The organism is Micromonospora parva (genome assembly GCF_040649675.1).
Taxonomy (GTDB): Bacteria; Actinomycetota; Actinomycetes; order Mycobacteriales; family Micromonosporaceae; genus Micromonospora; species Micromonospora parva.
In genome coordinates this window covers 299269-315104 of record NZ_JBEZFX010000009.1, presented here as the reverse complement: position 1 = coordinate 315104, position 15836 = coordinate 299269, and the positions used below count along the sequence as shown (strand labels likewise).

Here is a 15836-nt window from a genome sequence, read left to right as displayed (position 1 = left end):
CCTGACGACGAGAAGGCGGCGGTCGCGGCGACCCCCTCGTGGCCCCGACGGTGCGGTCGGCGTCTCAGTCAGTGAGCCGTCAGCAAAGCTGAGAAAAACTCACGCCTAGACTCGCGTCCCATGACCACCCGGGGCTTGAGCAGCGACGATACGTCGACTGGGAGGTCGACGCCCGCCGGGTCCGGCGACCCTCGGTCCCGACCGGCGGCGCCGGTCGACGAGCCCACCATGGTGGCCAACCGCACCGACGGCCCCACCGAGCTGATCGCCGCCGCGCCCCAACCGCCCCCGGTCTTCGTCGACCCCAGCGGCCGACGCCGCTCCCGCCTGCGCTGGCTCGCATACGTCGTCGGTCTGCTGGGCCTGACCTACACCGGGCTGGTGGCCGTCAGCTTCGCCGGCGGCATGGTGGAGCCGCACACGGTGCTCCCGTTCGTGGACGAGGCCGAGCAGCCTGAACGGACCCAGTCGCCACAGGCCGAGGCGATTACCGCCATCCCCGAGCCGTCGACAGCCGTCCCCCGTACGCCGGCGGCCAGGGTGGCACCCACCGTCGCCCCGCCGGCTCCCCGCTCGCCTGCCCCCACGCGGTCACGGAGCGCCGCCAGCCCGGCGAGCGGTGACCCCACCAGCGTGCCGCCCTCGCCCAGCTCGGGGCGGCCCACCTCGGTGGCCCCGACACCCGCCGTCTCACCCTCGACCGAGGACCCGCCGCTCCCACCCGAGGAACCGGCCGAACCCGGCGGACTCCCCACCGACCTCCTCCCCGCGGATGGCTGAGCCGGCGATCACGGCCCGCCGTCGTCGGGCCGTACCTCCACCGCGCTGGGTCCTGCTCGGCATGCTGCTGGCGGTTCTGGCAGGCGTACTTCTGGTCAACGCGTACACCAACGCCTCCTTCACCCCGGACCACCAGCACAGCAACCAGGGGCAACGCGAGGTCCCCACCTCAGTGGTGAACGGGGGGCCGATCATCAGCGCCAACAGCGAGCAGGTCCGCTCCTACCGCTTGCCGGACCGGACCATCGCGCTCACCTTCGACGACGGCCCCGACCCCGTCTGGACCCCCGAGGTTCTGCGCGTCCTCGACGCCCACCAGGTCACTGGCACGTTCTTCGTGCTGGGTTCGCAGGTCGCCCGGCACCCCGACATGGCCCGGAACCTGGTCGCGGGTGGCCACGAGCTCGGCGTGCACACGTTCACCCACCCCGACCTCACCGAGCTGTCCGGATGGCGGCAAGAGCTGGAGTACGCCCAGACCCAGCTCGCCCTCGCCGCCGTCACCGGCGTGCGCACCTCGCTGGTCCGGTTTCCGTACTCCTCGCATGCCGACGCGATCGACAACCAGGACTGGCCGGTGCTGATCGCCGCCGGTGACCTGGGCTACCTGACGGTGCTCAACGACACCGACAGCCAGGACTGGGCGCTGCCCGGCGTAGACAAGATCGTCGAGAACGCCACCCCGGACGGCGACTCGGGTGCGATCACCCTCTGGCACGACGCCGGCGGTGACCGCGCGCAGACCGTCGCCGCCCTCGACCGCTTCATCCCGATGATGAAGCAACGGGGATACCGCTTCGTCACCGCGACGGACGGACTGAACCTCGCTTTCGCCGCCGCCGGGGTCGACTACCGGGCGGAATCCGGTGCGGCGGCCACCGCTGGGGACCGTTGGCGCGGCCAGATGCTGGTCTGGGCGGTACGGGGCGCCGACCAGGTGCTGACCGTGTTCGGGATCCTCTTCGTGCTCGTCGGGGTGCTCACCGTCGGGCGTACCGCCGTGCTGTTCCTGCTCGCCGGGCGACACGCCCGTCGCCGTCGGGCCACGGACTGGACGTGGGGGCCGCCGGTCACCGCGCCGGTGTCGGTGATCGTCCCGGCGTACAACGAGAAGGAGGGGATCGCCGCGGCGGTCCGTTCACTCGCTGGCGGCGACCATCCCGGCGGAATCGAGGTGGTTGTCGTCGACGACGGCTCCACCGACGGGACCGCGGACATCGTCGACGCGCTCCGCCTGCCCAACGTCCGGGTGGTCCGCAAACCCAACGGTGGCAAGCCCAGCGCATTGAACACCGGCGTGGCGTTCGCCCGGCACGACCTGATCGTCATGGTCGACGGGGACACTGTCTTCGAACCCGACGCCGTCCGCCGGCTCGTGCAGCCCTTCGCCGACCCGCAGGTGGGCGCGGTGGCCGGCAACGTGAAGGTCGGCAACCGGCGCAGCCTGATCGCCAAGTGGCAGCACATCGAGTACGTCATCGGGTTCAACCTGGACCGGCGCCTCTACGAGACGCTGCGCTGCATGCCGACGGTGCCCGGGGCGATCGGCGGTTTCCGGCGACAGGCGCTGCGGTACGCCGGGGGGATGACCGATGACACCCTGGCCGAGGACACGGACGTCACCATCGCGCTCGGTCGGGCCGGCTGGAAGGTCGTCTACGAGGAGACGGCCCGCGCCTGGACCGAGGCGCCGACGAGCATCGGCCAGCTCTGGAAACAGCGCTACCGGTGGAGCTACGGCACCATGCAGGCGATGTGGAAGCATCGCCGCTCCGTATTCGACCGGGGTGCGTCGGGCCGGTTCACCCGGCGTTGCCTGTTCTTCCTCAGCCTCTTCGGCGTGCTGTTGCCGCTGCTCGCGCCGGTGATCGACCTACTGGCCCTGTACGGCCTCTTCTTCCTCGACCGGACCGCCACGGCGGTGGCCTGGCTGGTCATGCTCGGCGTGCAACTGGTCACCGCGGTGGTGGCGTTCCGGCTGGACCGGGAGAAGTTGGGGGTGCTGTGGGTGTTGCCGCTCCAACAGTTCGTCTACCGGCAGTTGATGTATCTGGTGATGGTTCAGGCCGTGGTCACCGCGTTGACCGGCGGCCGGCTGGGCTGGCAGAAACTGCGACGCACGGGCCTGGAACCGGTCACGTCGCGGACCGGCTGACCGGCCGGCACCGGCCAGCTGCCAGCCGCCCGTCAGCTGCCCAATCGGGCGGTGGTTCCCGGCACCGGGTGGGTCAGTCCTCGTCGGGGTCGTCGAGCCGGGCCAGCCAGGTGGCGAAGCGCTCGATCGGTGTCTCGAACTCGGGGTTGAGGTCGACGAAGTCGCGCAGCCGCTCGCCGAGCCACTCCAGGGTCACCTGCTCGTCGCCCCGGCGCTCGACCAGCTCCTCGATGCCACGGTCGGTGAAGTACATGGGTAGGTCCTCTTACTCGGCCCGGCGCAGGCCGGGCGGGTGGTTGGGTCGACCGACGGAGCCGGGGCAGGACCGTGGAAACGGCCCTGCCCCGGCTGTCGCGGTGCGGTCAGGTCACGGGCGCGGAAGTGCCGCCTCGATCAGCGCGTTCTGCTCGACCTCGTGGGTCTTGGCCGAGCCGACCGCCGGGGCGGCCGCGGCCGGGCGGGAGATCCGCCGCAGCCGAACGTCGGTGAGGTGCTCCAGCAGGTTGAGCGCGACGAACGACCAGGCGCCCTGGTTGGCCGGCTCCTCCTGCACCCAGGCGAAGTCCTCCGCGTTCGGGAACTGCGCCAGGGCGGCCCGGATCTCCTCCACCGGCAGCGGGTACAGCTGCTCGAGCCGGAGGATCGCGGTGTCGGTGACGCCGCGCTCCTGCCGGGCCTGGAACAGGTCGTAGTAGACCTTGCCGGAGCAGAGCAGCACCCGCTTCACCGCCTCCGGCGCCGGGGCGGCGGTGTCGCGCAGCACCGGCTGGAAGGTGCCGGTGGTGAAGTCCTCCACCGACGAGACGCAGAGCTTGTGCCGCAGCAGCGACTTCGGCGTGAACACCACCAACGGCTTGCGCTTGGGCGACAGGGCCTGGCGGCGCAGCAGGTGGAAGTAGTTCGCCGGGGTGGTCGGGATGGACACCCGCATGTTGTCCTCGGCGCACATCTGCAGGAACCGCTCCGGCCGGCCGGAGGTGTGGTCCGGGCCCTGACCCTCGTGGCCGTGCGGCAGCAGCAGGGTGATGGCGGAGCGCTGGCCCCACTTCACCTCACCGGACGAGATGAACTCGTCGATCACCGACTGGGCGCCGTTGACGAAGTCGCCGAACTGGGCCTCCCAGGCGACGAGGGCGTTGATGTTCTCCACCGAGTAGCCGTACTCGAAGCCCATCGCCGCGTACTCGCTGAGCAGCGAGTCGTGCACGAAGAACCGGGAACGGTCGCCGTCGCCGGTGAGCGACTTCAACGGCAGGTAGTCGTCGCCGGTGCGGGAGTCGACCACCGAGGCGTGCCGCTGGACGAACGTGCCGCGACGCGAGTCCTGCCCGGCGAGCCGGACGGTGACCCCGTCGTGCAGCAGCGCCCCGAGCGCGATGATCTCGCCGAAGCCCCAGTCGATGTTGCCCTCGACGGACATCTTGGCCCGCCGGTCCAGCAGTTGCTGGATCCGCTTGTGCGGGGTGAAGCCCTCCGGCAGGTTGATGTGCGCCTCGCCGATGGCCTTGACCACCGACGCGTCGGTGGCGGTGTCGACCTGCGGCTCCGGCTCCTCCTCACGGCGCGGCCGGTTGAGCTGGCGCGGTGCCGAGGCGGCGTCCCGGGTGGCCTTGAAGACCTTCTCCAGCTGCGCCTGGTAGTCGCGCAGCAGCTCCTCCGCGTCCTCCACGGTGATGTCGCCGCGACCGATCAGCTCCTCGGTGTAGAGCTTGCGGACCGAGCGCTTCGAGTCAATGATCTTGTACATCTGGGGGTTGGACATCGACGGGTCGTCGCCCTCGTTGTGCCCGCGCCGGCGGTAGCAGACCATGTCGATCACGACGTCCTTGTTGAACGTCTGCCGGTACTCGAACGCCAGCCGGGCCACCCGGACCACGGCCTCCGGGTCGTCGCCGTTGACGTGGAAGATCGGCGCCTGGATCATCCGGGCCACGTCGGTGCTGTAGAGGCTGGACCGGCTGTACTCCGGGGCGGTGGTGAAGCCGACCTGGTTGTTGACCACCACGTGCACGGTGCCGCCGGTGCGGTAGCCGCGCAGCTGCGACAGGTTGAGCGTCTCGGCCACCACGCCCTGCCCGGCGAAGGCGGCGTCACCGTGCACCGCCAGCGGCAGCACGGTGTAGCCCTCCAGCTTGAGGTCTATCCGGTCCTGCTTGGCCCGGACGATGCCCTCCAGCACCGGGTCGACGGCCTCCAGGTGCGACGGGTTGGCCACCACCGACACCTTGACCGCGTGCTCGCCGTCGGGGGTGGTGAACTTGCCGTTCTGGCCCAGGTGGTACTTCACGTCGCCGGAGCCCTGCGTCGAGCGCGGGTCCAGGTGGCCCTCGAACTCGGAGAAGATCTTCTCGTACGGCTTGCCGACGATGTTGGCCAGCACGTTGAGCCGACCCCGGTGGGCCATGCCGATGACGACCTCGTCCAGCCCGCTCTCGGCGGACGACTCCAGCACCTCACCGAGCAGCGGGATCAGCGACTCGCCGCCCTCCAGCGAGAAGCGCTTCTGGCCGACGTACTTCGTCTGCAGGAAGGTCTCGAACGCCTCGGCGGCGTTGAGCCGGTTGAGCACGTGCTTCTGCTCGTCGGCGGACGGCTTCTCGTACTTGCGCTCGATCCGTTCCTGGACCCAGCGGCGCTCCTCCGGGTCCTGGATGTGCATGTACTCGATGCCGACCCGGCGGCAGTACGAGTCGCGCAGCACGCCGAGGATCTCGCGCAGCTTCATCCGCTGCCGACCGGCGAAGCCGTTGACCGGGAACTCGCGGTCCAGGTCCCACAGGGTGAGCCCGTGCTGGAGGACGTCCAGGTCGGGGTGCTTGCGGATCTTGAATTCCAGCGGGTCGGTGTCGGCCATCAGGTGACCGCGCACCCGGTACGCGTGGATCAGCTCGTGCACCCGGGCGGTCTTGTTGATCTGCCCCTCGGAGTTGACCGCCACGTCGCGCATCCACCGCACCGGCTCGTACGGGATGCGCAGGGAGGTGAAGATCTCGTCGTAGAAGTCGTGCTCGCCCAGGATCAGCTCGTGCATCACCTTGAGGAACTCGCCGGACTGCGCGCCCTGGATGATCCGGTGGTCGTACGTGCTGGTCAGCGTGATGATCTTGCTGACCGCCAGCTCGGCCAGGGTGGCCTCGGACATCCCCTGGTAGGGGGCCGGGTACTCCATCGCGCCGACACCGATGATCGCGCTCTGCCCCTGCATGAGCCGCGGCATCGAGTGCACGGTGCCGATGCCGCCCGGGTTGGTCAGCGAGATCGTGGTGCCGGAGTAGTCCTCCATGGTCAGCTCGTTGCGCCGGGCCCGGCGGACCACGTCCTCGTACGCCTGCCAGAACTGCCGGAAGTCCATCTGCTCGCAGCCCTTGATGGAGGGGACCACCAGGTTGCGGCTGCCGTCCGGCTTGGCCAGGTCGATCGCGATGCCGAGGTTGACGTGTGCCGGGCGGACCACCGCCGGCTTGCCGTTGGCCTCGGCGAAGGAGTTGTTCATCTCCGGGTGCTGGACCAGCGCGCGCACCATCGCGTAGCCGACCAGGTGGGTGAAGCTGACCTTGCCACCCCGCCCTCGGGCGAGGTGGTTGTTGATCACGATGCGGTTGTCCACGAGCAGCTTGGCCGGGACCGCGCGCACGCTGGTCGCGGTGGGCACGCTCAGCGAGGCGTCCATGTTCTGGACGATCTTCGCGGCGACGCCCCGCAACGGGGTGGTCTGCGGGCCGTTGGCGCTCGGCTCGGTGGCCTTGGCGGCCGGCTTGGCCGGGGCCGCCTTCTCCGGCGCTGCCTTCGCCGGGGCGGCCTTGGGCGTGGCCGGAGCGGCGGACTTGGTCGGCGCCGGCTGGGCGGCGGCCGGCTTGCTCGGGGCGGCCGGCTTGCTCGCGGTCGCCGGCTTGGCCGGGGCGCTCGGCTGGGCGACGCTGACGGCGGCCTCGGGCTGGCCGTCCGGCTCGGGGGCGGCGGCCGGCTTGTCCGACGATTCGGCACCGCCCGGGGTGCCCGCCCCTGGTGCCGGCCGGTAGTCGGCGAAGAAGTCGTGCCAGGCCGAATCGACGCTCGATGGGTCGGCGAGGTAACGCTGGTACATCTCCTCGACGATCCACTCATTCGGGCCGAAACCCGCCAGTGGGTTCTCCTGCGAAGTCTGCTGGGTCGACACGGCCGGTAATCGCCTCTTTCACGCGGGTTTGTGTGGCACGCGGTGTGTCCTGTCGCGCCCGATTAGGAGCACGGACTGGACGGCTCCCAGGCTACGCCGTACCGATCCCGCAGGCATTTCCGCCTCGGTCCCGTGGCCGGTTTCACAGAAGATGCCAGAAGTTCGGCAACCGCTGCGCGTCCGGTGGAGAGCTGGTAGCGCGTCAGTTCCACGATGTCCCGGTCCCGCCGATGGCGGTGACGACCCCGGAGCGGCCAGCTTGTCACGGCCACCCCGGGGTCGGGTGCGCTGTCAGGCGATGTCGCGCCGCCGGGTGAGCAGGACGCCGACAACCCCGCTGACCAGCGCATAGCCGATCAGCACCAGGGCGCCGACCCACCAGGACGGGGTGAACTCAGAGGTGCCCTCCGTGATCATGACCTGGGATGCCACCGCCGGCCAGATCACCTGCCACTTGAGCACCGCCTCGCTGTCGAGCAGGTTCGACAGGAGCAGGAACAGCAGACCCACCACCTGGGTGCCGATCAGATAGAGCACCGCCGCCGTGATCACCGCTCCGAGCTGGTTGGTGATCAGCGTGCCGATGCCCACCCCGAGGATCGTCCAGATCGCGTAGGCGAGCAGGTTGAACAGCAGTGCCCGCTGCACGGGCCACTCACCGAGCTGGGTGCCGTAGTCGTTCGCGGACAGGAAGATCGCGCCCGCGGCCAGGTCGATCAGCGTGGTGGCCAGCCAGAACATGAAGCCGAGCAGGCACGCGGCGACGAGCTTGCTGACGATGACCGACGTTCGCCGCGGGGTCGTCAGGAACGTGGTGGTCGCGGTCTGGTGGAAGAACTCGTTGGTGACCATCAGGATGCCGATGAGCATCACGAACATCAGCCCGAGGTACTGGCCCGAGGTGTAGAGGTTCGCCGCCTGCGCCGGCGCGGTCGCCTGCTCGGCGCTGACGCCGATCTCGTCGGCGTCGCCGCCGAGCGCCGTGACGGCCAGCCACGCGTTGACCGCGAACGCCAGCGCGATCGAGAGGAACGCGCCGAGAGCCAACCACCACCAGGTGCTGGTGGTGCGGATCTTGAGTAGCTCGGATCGGACCAGGTTCATCGGATGCCCGCCTTTCCGGCCGTCAGCTCCAGGAAGACCCGTTCCAGATCGGGCCGTTCGGTGGTCAGTTCGTGCAGCTCCACCCCGGCGGTGAGGGCGGCGCGACCGATCGTCGGGGCGTCCACGCCGGCGACCAGCAGCACGCCGTGCTCGTCGACGTCCACTGTCGCCGACTGCGCCTTCAGGGCGGCGGTCAGCGCCTCGGCCTGCGGGGTGCGGACCCGGACCCGGGCACCCTGGGCCATCGACCCGAGCACCTGGTCGACCGGGCCCTGCCGGACCAGCTGCCCGGCCGCGATGATCACCACGTCGTCGGCGAGCAGCTGCATCTCCGACAGCAGGTGACTGGAGACCAGCACCGTACGGCCCTCGTGGGCGAGGTTCTTGAGGAATCCGCGCATCCACCGGATGCCCTCCGGGTCGAGCCCGTTGGCCGGCTCGTCGAGGATCAGCACCCGAGGGTCACCGAGCATCGCGGCGGCGATACCGAGCCGCTGCTTCATGCCCAGCGAGTAACCCTTGAACTTGCGCTTCGCCGCCGGGCTCAGCCCGACCAGGGCCAGCGCCTCGTCGGCACGCTGCTTGGGCAGCCCGGCCGCCGCGCAGATGACCCGCAGGTGGTTGATGCCGGTACGGCCCTTGTGCGCGCTGGACGCCTCCAGCACCGCGCCGACGTGCCGCAGCGGGTCGGTGAGGTCGGCGTACCGCTGACCGCTGATGGTGGTCGTGCCGGCGGTCGGCGTGACCAGGTTCAGCAGCATGCGCAGCGTGGTGGTCTTGCCGGCGCCGTTCGGGCCGAGGAAGCCGGTCACCCGTCCCGGTGCCACGGTGAAGGACAGGTTGTTCACCGCCCGGACGTTCTTGTACTGCTTTGTCAGACCGGACACCACGATCTGACCGTCGCTGGTGGGGCTTCGCTGCCCGTCAGTCATCGTTCTCCTCCCGTGTGTGGCGTCGAGGTACGCCGTGGCACAGCGTGACGGCCCAATGCAACAAGGTCAATCAGGCGCGGTCCGTATGTCCTGATCCGTCGCAGGGCGGAGGCGACTCCTCCCTGCGGACTACGGTCGGGTTCAGCGGGCGATCCAGGTTGCCCGCGCCGCGCCGAGCAGCGCGCCGTCCGGCCCGTACAGGCTGGTGTGCACGAGCGCCTTGCGGCCATCGACGCGCAGCAACGCCCCGGTCACCACGCACTCGTCGTCCGGCCGCGGCAGCGCCGCGACCACTGCGGCGATGCGGCCCAGCAGGTACGGGCGGCCCGGCGTGAGCACCGCCCAACCGCCGGGGCAGTCCAACGCCGCCCAGACCGTGGCCGCACTGACCTGCGCGGGCGCGCGGAACGGCGCGGCGGTCCGCCCGTCCGGCAGCCGGCCGGGGAAGATCCGCAGCCCGTCGACCCGTTGCGGTCCGCACACGTAGCAGCTGGGGAACGGATGCTCGACCAGGCCGGGGTAGCGGGTCGCGGCGGCCACCGCCGTCTCCAGGTCGACCGGGGGTACGACGGCATCGACCACTCCGGCCGCGCGCACCTCGGCCACCAGTTCACCGGTCGGGTCCCGGACCTCGCCGCCGATCAGGGTCAGCTCGGTCTCCAGCGGTGGTGGCCGGCGCAGCGTCACCTCGACCGGCCCGCTGCCGCCCGCCGCGGCGGCGAAGGTCCCCGCGCTCCAGCCGCCGTTGCCGGAACCGGCCGGCCCGTTGTATCGGGACTCGATGCGCATCGTCGACCTCCGATGGTGCGTGTCGGCGCCGTCGCCAGTCTGCCCCGGGCAGCCTCGCACGGTCCCCGCCGGGCGTCGCCAGCGGTCTCGCCGGCCGGCGTTCACCCGATCGACACCAGTGGTCCCCGTGGATGGCAACCCGGGCACCTACACAGATCCCATGGCCGTTCTGCATGCCGCTGGCGCACCCTTGACGACCAGCGGATACACCCTGCTGATCGCCGACGACCCCATCCAGGTCGCGGCCGCGCAACGCCTGCGCCACGAGGTGTTCGCCACCGAGTTGGGCGCCACCCTCCTTCCCGGCGAGGCCGGGCTGGACGTGGACCCCTTCGACGCGTACTGCGACCATCTGATCGTCCGCGAGGACAGCACCGGCGAGGTGGTCGGCACGTACCGGCTGCTGCCACCGGGACGCACCGCTCGGCGGTACGCCGAGAACGAGTTCGACCTCACCGCGCTCGACCCGCTCCGTGACGACCTGGTCGAGACGGGCCGGTCCTGTGTGCACCCGGACCATCGCTCCGGGGCGGTGATCAACCTGATGTGGGCTGGCCTCACCCGTTACCTGCACCTGCGTGGCTCGCGCTGGCTCGGCGGCTGTGCGTCGGTGCCGGTGGCCGACGGCGGGCGGACGGTCGCCGAGGTGTGGGCCCAGGCCCAGGCCCGGCACCTGTCGCCCCCGCCGCTGCGGGTCCGCCCGTTGCGGCCCTGGTTCGCCGAGGCCGCCTCCGCGCCCGGCCCGCTCCCCGCCGCCACCGGCCCGCTCCACGCTGCCAGGGCCGCGCGCGTCACCATTCCGCCACTGCTGCGGGGCTACCTTCGGCTGGGTGCGTGGATCTGCGGCGAGCCGTCGTACGACAGCGACTTCGGCTGCGCGGACTTCTACGTCCTCTTCTCCCTGGACCGGATGAACCCGCGCTACCTGCGGCACTTCCTGGGTGGGGAGCAGCGGTGACCGGCGTACCGCGCGACCTGTGGCGGCCCTTTTCGGGCTGCGACGACGACTGTCTGCCGGTGGCCGGCGAGGTGCCCACCGTGCCGGTGGCCCGCCGGGTGCTCCGGCTGGTCGCCGCGCTCGGCATGCTGCTGGCCGGGATCCCGGTGGCGCTGCTGTCGCCAGTGCTTCCCACCCGGGAGCGGCAGACGCTGATCAGCGGCTGGGCGCGGGCCACCGTGCGCGCGTTCGGTGTCCGCCTCGTGGTGAAGGGGCGGCTGCCCCGGCGGCGTGCGCTGCTGGTCGCCAACCACGTCTCCTGGCTGGACATCCTCGCGGTGCTGGCGGTCGCGCCCACCCGGATGGTCGCGAAGCGGGAGGTCCGCTCGTGGCCGGTGCTCGGGCTGCTGGCCGCGGCGGCGGGCACCGTCTTCGTGGACCGGTCCCGGCCGCTGGCGTTGCCGACCACCGTCGGCCGGGTCGCCGACGCGCTGCGCGCCGGGCGGTCGGTGACGGTTTTTCCGGAGGGTACGACGTGGTGCGCCGGAAGCACCGCGACCGACTGTCGTCCCGGCGGTGGTTTCCGGCCCGCGACGTTCCAGGCGGCCATCGACACCGGCAGTCCGGTGGTGCCGCTGCGGCTCACCTACCGCTGTGCGGCCACCGGGTCGACCACCACGGTCGCCGCCTTCCTCGGCGCGGACACCCTGCTGCGCTCGGTGGCCCGGGTGGTCACGGCGCGGGAGCTGGTGGTCTCGGTGACGATCGCCGGAGCGCTGCACCCGGCCCGTGGCGCCGACCGGCGGTGGCTGGCCCGGGCCGCCGAGTCGGCCGTACACCTGTTGCCAGCGGCGGGTGCCCCGACGCCGGCCCGGCTGCGGGCGGTCCCCACGGCGAGCCCGACTGTTCCGGTCCCGACGCACACCCCCGATCGGGAGCTGGACCTGGCGGCCTGAGGGAGAGCCGCCCGCGCCCCGCGCGCCAAGACCGCGCGCCCCGCGCCAAGATCGCGCTCGATCCAGGAAAGAGTGGCCTCGGTCGTGCGGGAAGCCACTGGATCCAGGATCGGGGGCGATCTTGAGGTGCGGAGGTGCGCGACACTCGCGACTGTCTTGTGATATCGCGATGTATCGCGTTACATTCTTCTCCTGTTCGGCGTGCGTCCGCGCGTCGGCGAGAGGGGGACGCCATGGCCGGATGGACGATCGAGAGCCCGCAGCGGCTCACCGTGGACGATCCTGTCGTCAGGCTGGACGTGCGACTGATCAGTGGGCGGCTCAACGTGGTCGCCACCGACGGGCCGACCCGGATCGACGTGACCCAGGTCGGCCGTCGGCCGGTCCTGATCGACCACGTCGACGGCCGGCTCAGCATCCGCCAGGAGCGCGGTCGGGGCTGGTCGGACGTCCTGCGGTGGTTCCGGATGATCCACCGCTATCCCCGGGTGGACGTCTCCATCGCCGTGCCCGCCGACGTCCTCGCCGATCTGGGCCTGGTCGCGGGCTCACTCGTCGCCTCCGGCCTGCGCCGGCAGACCACCGTCGACGTCGTCGCCGGCCAGATCACCCTGATGGGGCTCCGCGGCAGCACCTCCGCGAAGATCACCTCCGGGCCGGTGGAAGCGCTCGGCGTCCGGGGCGACCTCACCCTGGAGACGGTTTCCGGAGAGGTGATCCTCGCCGACAGCGCCGCCGACCGGGTGCGGGCGCAGACCGTCTCCGGCGCGATCACCTGCGATCTGGACAACCCTCGGCGCAGCGAGATCCGGCTGACCACCATCTCGGGCAGCATCACCGTCCGGGTCCGCGAGGACAGCGACCTCGCCGTCCGGCTGAACACCGCTTCCGGCCGCATCACCAGCGGCTTTCCGCAGCTGAGCACCTCGACCTTCCCACTTCCCAGCAGCGAGGGGGTGCTCGGCGCCGGCGACGGTAAGCTCTGGGCTTCCGCGACCTCGGGGAGCATCGCCCTGCTCGCCCGAGCGGTCGACGACGACGGGGAGGAGCTGCCGTGACCGCCGTGTTCAGCCACGGTCGGCTCCGGCTCTACCTGCTCAAGCTGCTCGACGACGGCCCGAAGCACGGCTACGAGCTGATCCGACTGTTGGAGGACCGGTTCCTCGGGCTGTACGCCCCCAGCGCCGGCACCATCTACCCCCGGCTGCAACGGCTGGAGGCCGAAGGGCTGGTCAGCCACACCGCGGCCGGTGGCCGCAAGACGTACGAGATCACCGACGCCGGGCGTGCCGAGCTGCGCCAGCGGGCCGGCGAGCTGACCGCGCTGGAGACGGACATCGCCGCCTCCGTGGCGGACCTCTCCAGCCTGGCCGGCGAGATCCGCAGCGAGGTACGCGGATCGGTGCGCGACCTCAAACGGGAGCTGAGCGAGGCCACCCGGCAGACCCGGCGAGCCCGGTGGGAGGCGCCCGCGCCGCCGCCCCGCCCGACGTCGACCACCGGCCCGCAGGCCGAGCTGTTCGACGAACTCGACCAGCGGTTGACCGCGTTCACCGCCGAGGTGGGTCGGCTGATGCGTGCCCGGCAGTTCAGCGACACCCAGCTGCGCACCGCGATCCGGCTGCTCGACGGCGCCCTCGACGGGCTGCGTCGCCTGCTGCGCTGACCGACGGCGACTCACAGCCTTTTTGCAGGAAGCGTCCAGCGCTGGCGCAGTGACGTCACCGATGATTGGCACATGCCCGCTACCCAGACCGAGGCGCGACTGCTTGTCGTCGAGGACGACCCCAACATCCTCGAACTGCTCTCCGCGAGCCTGCGGTTCGCGGGCTTCGACGTGGCCACCGCGACAAGCGGGAGCGCGGCGCTCAACGCCGCCAAGGACCACCGGCCCGACCTGGTGGTGCTCGACGTGATGCTCCCCGACCTGGATGGTTTCGAGGTCATCCGGATGCTCCGAGAGGGCGGCACGCGTACCCCGGTGGTGTTCCTGACCGCCCGGGACGCCACCGACGACAAGATCCGTGGGCTGACCCTGGGCGGGGACGACTACGTCACGAAGCCGTTCAGCCTGGAGGAGTTGACCGCCCGGATCCGCGCCGTGCTGCGCCGCACCACGACCGGCGAGCAGGCCCCGTCCCGGCTCACCTTCGCCGACCTGGAGTTGGACGAGGAGACCCACGAGGTGCACCGGGCAGGCCAGCGCGTGCAGCTCTCGCCGACCGAGTTCAAGCTGCTGCGGTACCTGATGCTCAACGCCAACCGGGTGCTGTCCAAGGCGCAGATCCTCGACCACGTCTGGAACTACGACTTCCGGGGCGACGACAACATCGTCGAGTCCTACATCTCGTACCTGCGGCGCAAGGTCGACACCACCCAGCCCCGGCTGATCCACACTCTCCGCGGTGTGGGGTACGTGCTGCGCAAGCCGGCGGCGTGAACGCGGTCCAGCAGGCGAAGGGTCGGGTACGCAGCGTCCCGCTGCGGGTGAAGCTGGTCACCTCGGTGCTCGCGCTGGTCGCCGTCGCGCTGCTGGTGATCAGCTCGCTGACCGCCTACTTCCTGCGCAACTACCTGCAGGGGCAGGTCGACGGGCAGGTCAGGTCGACCGCCCAGGGCCTGGGTCAGCTGCTCCCGAAGCTGCGCAGCGGGCAGGTCAACGCCATGCTGCCCAGCGACTACGTGGTGTCGGTGGCTGACGAGCAACAGGTCTACCCGGCGATCTACGACGACATCAGTCTCGACCCCGCGCAGCTGCCCACATTCCCCACCAGCCGGGACGGCTTCGAGGACCTGGAGGGGGAGCCGCGGACCGTCGTGTCCCATGACGGCTTCACCAGATGGCGGGTCTACTACGCGGCCCAGCCGGACGGCTCGGTGCTCGCCGTGGGTCAGCCGCTCACCGAGGTGGACCGGGCGGTGAAGCAGCTCGTCTGGATAGACCTACTGGTCGGCGGTGCGGTGTTGATCATGCTGGCCTCGGTCGGTGCGGCGATCGTGCGGACCAGCCTCAAACCGTTGGTGGAGATCGAACGCACCGCCGCCGCGATCGCCGGCGGTGACCTGTCCCGCCGGGTGCCCGACCCGGAGGAGGGGCAGGAGTATCCGACCTCTGAGCTGGGCCGGCTCTCCCGTGCGCTGAACGCGATGCTCACCCAGATCGAGGTGGCGTTCACCGCCCGAGCCGCCTCGGAAACCTCGGCCCGTTGGGCGGAGAGCGCCGCCCGCGACGCCGCCGCCGCCGCTCAGGCGTCCGAAGCGCGGGCCATCCGCTCCGAGGAGCGGATGCGGCAGTTCGTCGCCGACGCCTCCCACGAGTTGCGTACCCCGCTCACCACCATTCGTGGCTTCGCCGAGCTGTACCGGCAGGGTGCGGCCCGCGCGCCGGAGCAGACCGCCGGTCTGCTGCGCCGGATCGAGGACGAGGCGGCCCGGATGGGGCTGCTGGTGGAGGACCTGCTGCTGCTCGCCCGGTTGGACCGGGAACGGCCCCTCGCGCTGACCCCGGTGGAGCTGCCGGTGCTCGCCTCTGACGCCGTGCAGGCCGCGCGGGCGATGGCACCGGACCGGCGGATCGAGCTGGAGATCGAGCCCGAATCGGGCCCGCTGGTCGTCTCCGCCGACGACGCGCGGTTGCGGCAGGTGATCGGCAACCTGGTCACCAACGCGCTGACCCACACTCCGCCGGAGGCCGAGATCCGGGTACGGCTGCGCGCCGAGCCGGGTGGCTTCGCCGTCGTGGAGGTGGCCGACACCGGCCCCGGTCTCTCGCCTGAGCAGGCGGAACGGGTCTTCGAGCGGTTCTACCGGGCCGACGCGGCCCGTACCCGGCGGGCCGACGGCAACACCGGCACCGGTCTCGGCCTGGCCATCGTGGCCGCCCTGGTCACCGCCCACCACGGCTCGGTCGAGGTGACCGAGACACCCGGCGGTGGGGCCACCTTCCGGGTCCGGCTGCCGTTGCTGCCACAGGTCGACGACGCGGCCGAGTGACTTTCAGCCAACTTCCAGGACGGTTCCAGCTTGA

The 15836-nt window shown here is 71.0% G+C and carries 13 protein-coding genes; 8 read left to right on the top strand and 5 right to left on the bottom strand.

Annotated features, from left to right (window positions below; genetic code table 11):
- Positions 1-228: 228 nt before the first annotated feature.
- On the top strand, positions 229-780 hold the full coding sequence (locus AB0C03_RS23795; RefSeq protein ID WP_210862860.1) for a hypothetical protein: 552 nt from the start codon (positions 229-231) through the stop codon (positions 778-780).
- Complete coding sequence (locus AB0C03_RS23790; RefSeq protein ID WP_030336702.1) at positions 773-2935, top strand: bifunctional polysaccharide deacetylase/glycosyltransferase family 2 protein; 2163 nt, start codon at positions 773-775, stop codon at positions 2933-2935. The genes AB0C03_RS23795 and AB0C03_RS23790 overlap by 8 nt, the downstream gene beginning before the upstream one ends.
- A 73-nt stretch (positions 2936-3008) precedes the next feature.
- On the opposite strand, the gene AB0C03_RS23785 is transcribed toward AB0C03_RS23790, so the two are convergent.
- The 5 genes from AB0C03_RS23785 to AB0C03_RS23765 form a co-directional block, all read right to left on the bottom strand.
- Positions 3009-3188, bottom strand: a complete 180-nt coding sequence (locus AB0C03_RS23785; protein WP_030336704.1) for a DUF6104 family protein — start codon at positions 3186-3188, stop codon at positions 3009-3011.
- Between the two features lie 114 nt (positions 3189-3302).
- A complete protein-coding gene (locus AB0C03_RS23780) occupies positions 3303-7091 on the bottom strand; it encodes a multifunctional oxoglutarate decarboxylase/oxoglutarate dehydrogenase thiamine pyrophosphate-binding subunit/dihydrolipoyllysine-residue succinyltransferase subunit (RefSeq protein ID WP_357638873.1) in 3789 nt (1262 codons plus the stop codon).
- 291 nt (positions 7092-7382) lie between these two features.
- Positions 7383-8195, bottom strand: coding sequence for a DUF2705 family protein (locus tag AB0C03_RS23775; protein ID WP_357638871.1), 813 nt, complete (start codon positions 8193-8195; stop codon positions 7383-7385).
- Positions 8192-9127: an ABC transporter ATP-binding protein gene (locus tag AB0C03_RS23770; RefSeq protein ID WP_030336710.1), complete on the bottom strand. Its 936-nt coding sequence runs from the start codon at positions 9125-9127 to the stop codon at positions 8192-8194. The genes AB0C03_RS23775 and AB0C03_RS23770 overlap by 4 nt, the downstream gene beginning before the upstream one ends.
- Positions 9128-9268: 141 nt before the next feature.
- Positions 9269-9916 carry a hypothetical protein gene (locus AB0C03_RS23765; protein WP_357638869.1) on the bottom strand — a complete coding sequence of 216 codons (648 nt, stop codon included), beginning with the start codon at positions 9914-9916 and terminating at the stop codon, positions 9269-9271.
- Between the two features lie 160 nt (positions 9917-10076).
- Between AB0C03_RS23765 and AB0C03_RS23760 the strand changes: the two genes are divergently transcribed.
- The 6 genes from AB0C03_RS23760 (at position 10077) to AB0C03_RS23735 (ending at position 15802) form a co-directional block, all read left to right on the top strand.
- Positions 10077-10874, top strand: a complete 798-nt coding sequence (locus AB0C03_RS23760) for a GNAT family N-acetyltransferase (protein WP_357638867.1) — start codon at positions 10077-10079, stop codon at positions 10872-10874.
- Positions 10871-11809: a lysophospholipid acyltransferase family protein gene (locus AB0C03_RS23755; protein WP_357638865.1), complete on the top strand. Its 939-nt coding sequence runs from the start codon at positions 10871-10873 to the stop codon at positions 11807-11809. The genes AB0C03_RS23760 and AB0C03_RS23755 overlap by 4 nt, the downstream gene beginning before the upstream one ends.
- Before the next feature lie 233 nt (positions 11810-12042).
- Positions 12043-12867, top strand: coding sequence for a DUF4097 family beta strand repeat-containing protein (locus AB0C03_RS23750; protein WP_210861543.1), 825 nt, complete (start codon positions 12043-12045; stop codon positions 12865-12867).
- Positions 12864-13475: a PadR family transcriptional regulator gene (locus AB0C03_RS23745; RefSeq protein ID WP_030336719.1), complete on the top strand. Its 612-nt coding sequence runs from the start codon at positions 12864-12866 to the stop codon at positions 13473-13475. The genes AB0C03_RS23750 and AB0C03_RS23745 overlap by 4 nt, the downstream gene beginning before the upstream one ends.
- A gap of 72 nt (positions 13476-13547) precedes the next feature.
- On the top strand, positions 13548-14249 hold the full coding sequence (locus AB0C03_RS23740; RefSeq protein ID WP_030336721.1) for a response regulator transcription factor: 702 nt from the start codon (positions 13548-13550) through the stop codon (positions 14247-14249).
- On the top strand, positions 14246-15802 hold the full coding sequence (locus AB0C03_RS23735) for a sensor histidine kinase (protein ID WP_357638863.1): 1557 nt from the start codon (positions 14246-14248) through the stop codon (positions 15800-15802). Before AB0C03_RS23740 ends, AB0C03_RS23735 begins: the two co-directional genes overlap by 4 nt.
- The last annotated feature ends 34 nt before the right edge of the window (positions 15803-15836 follow it).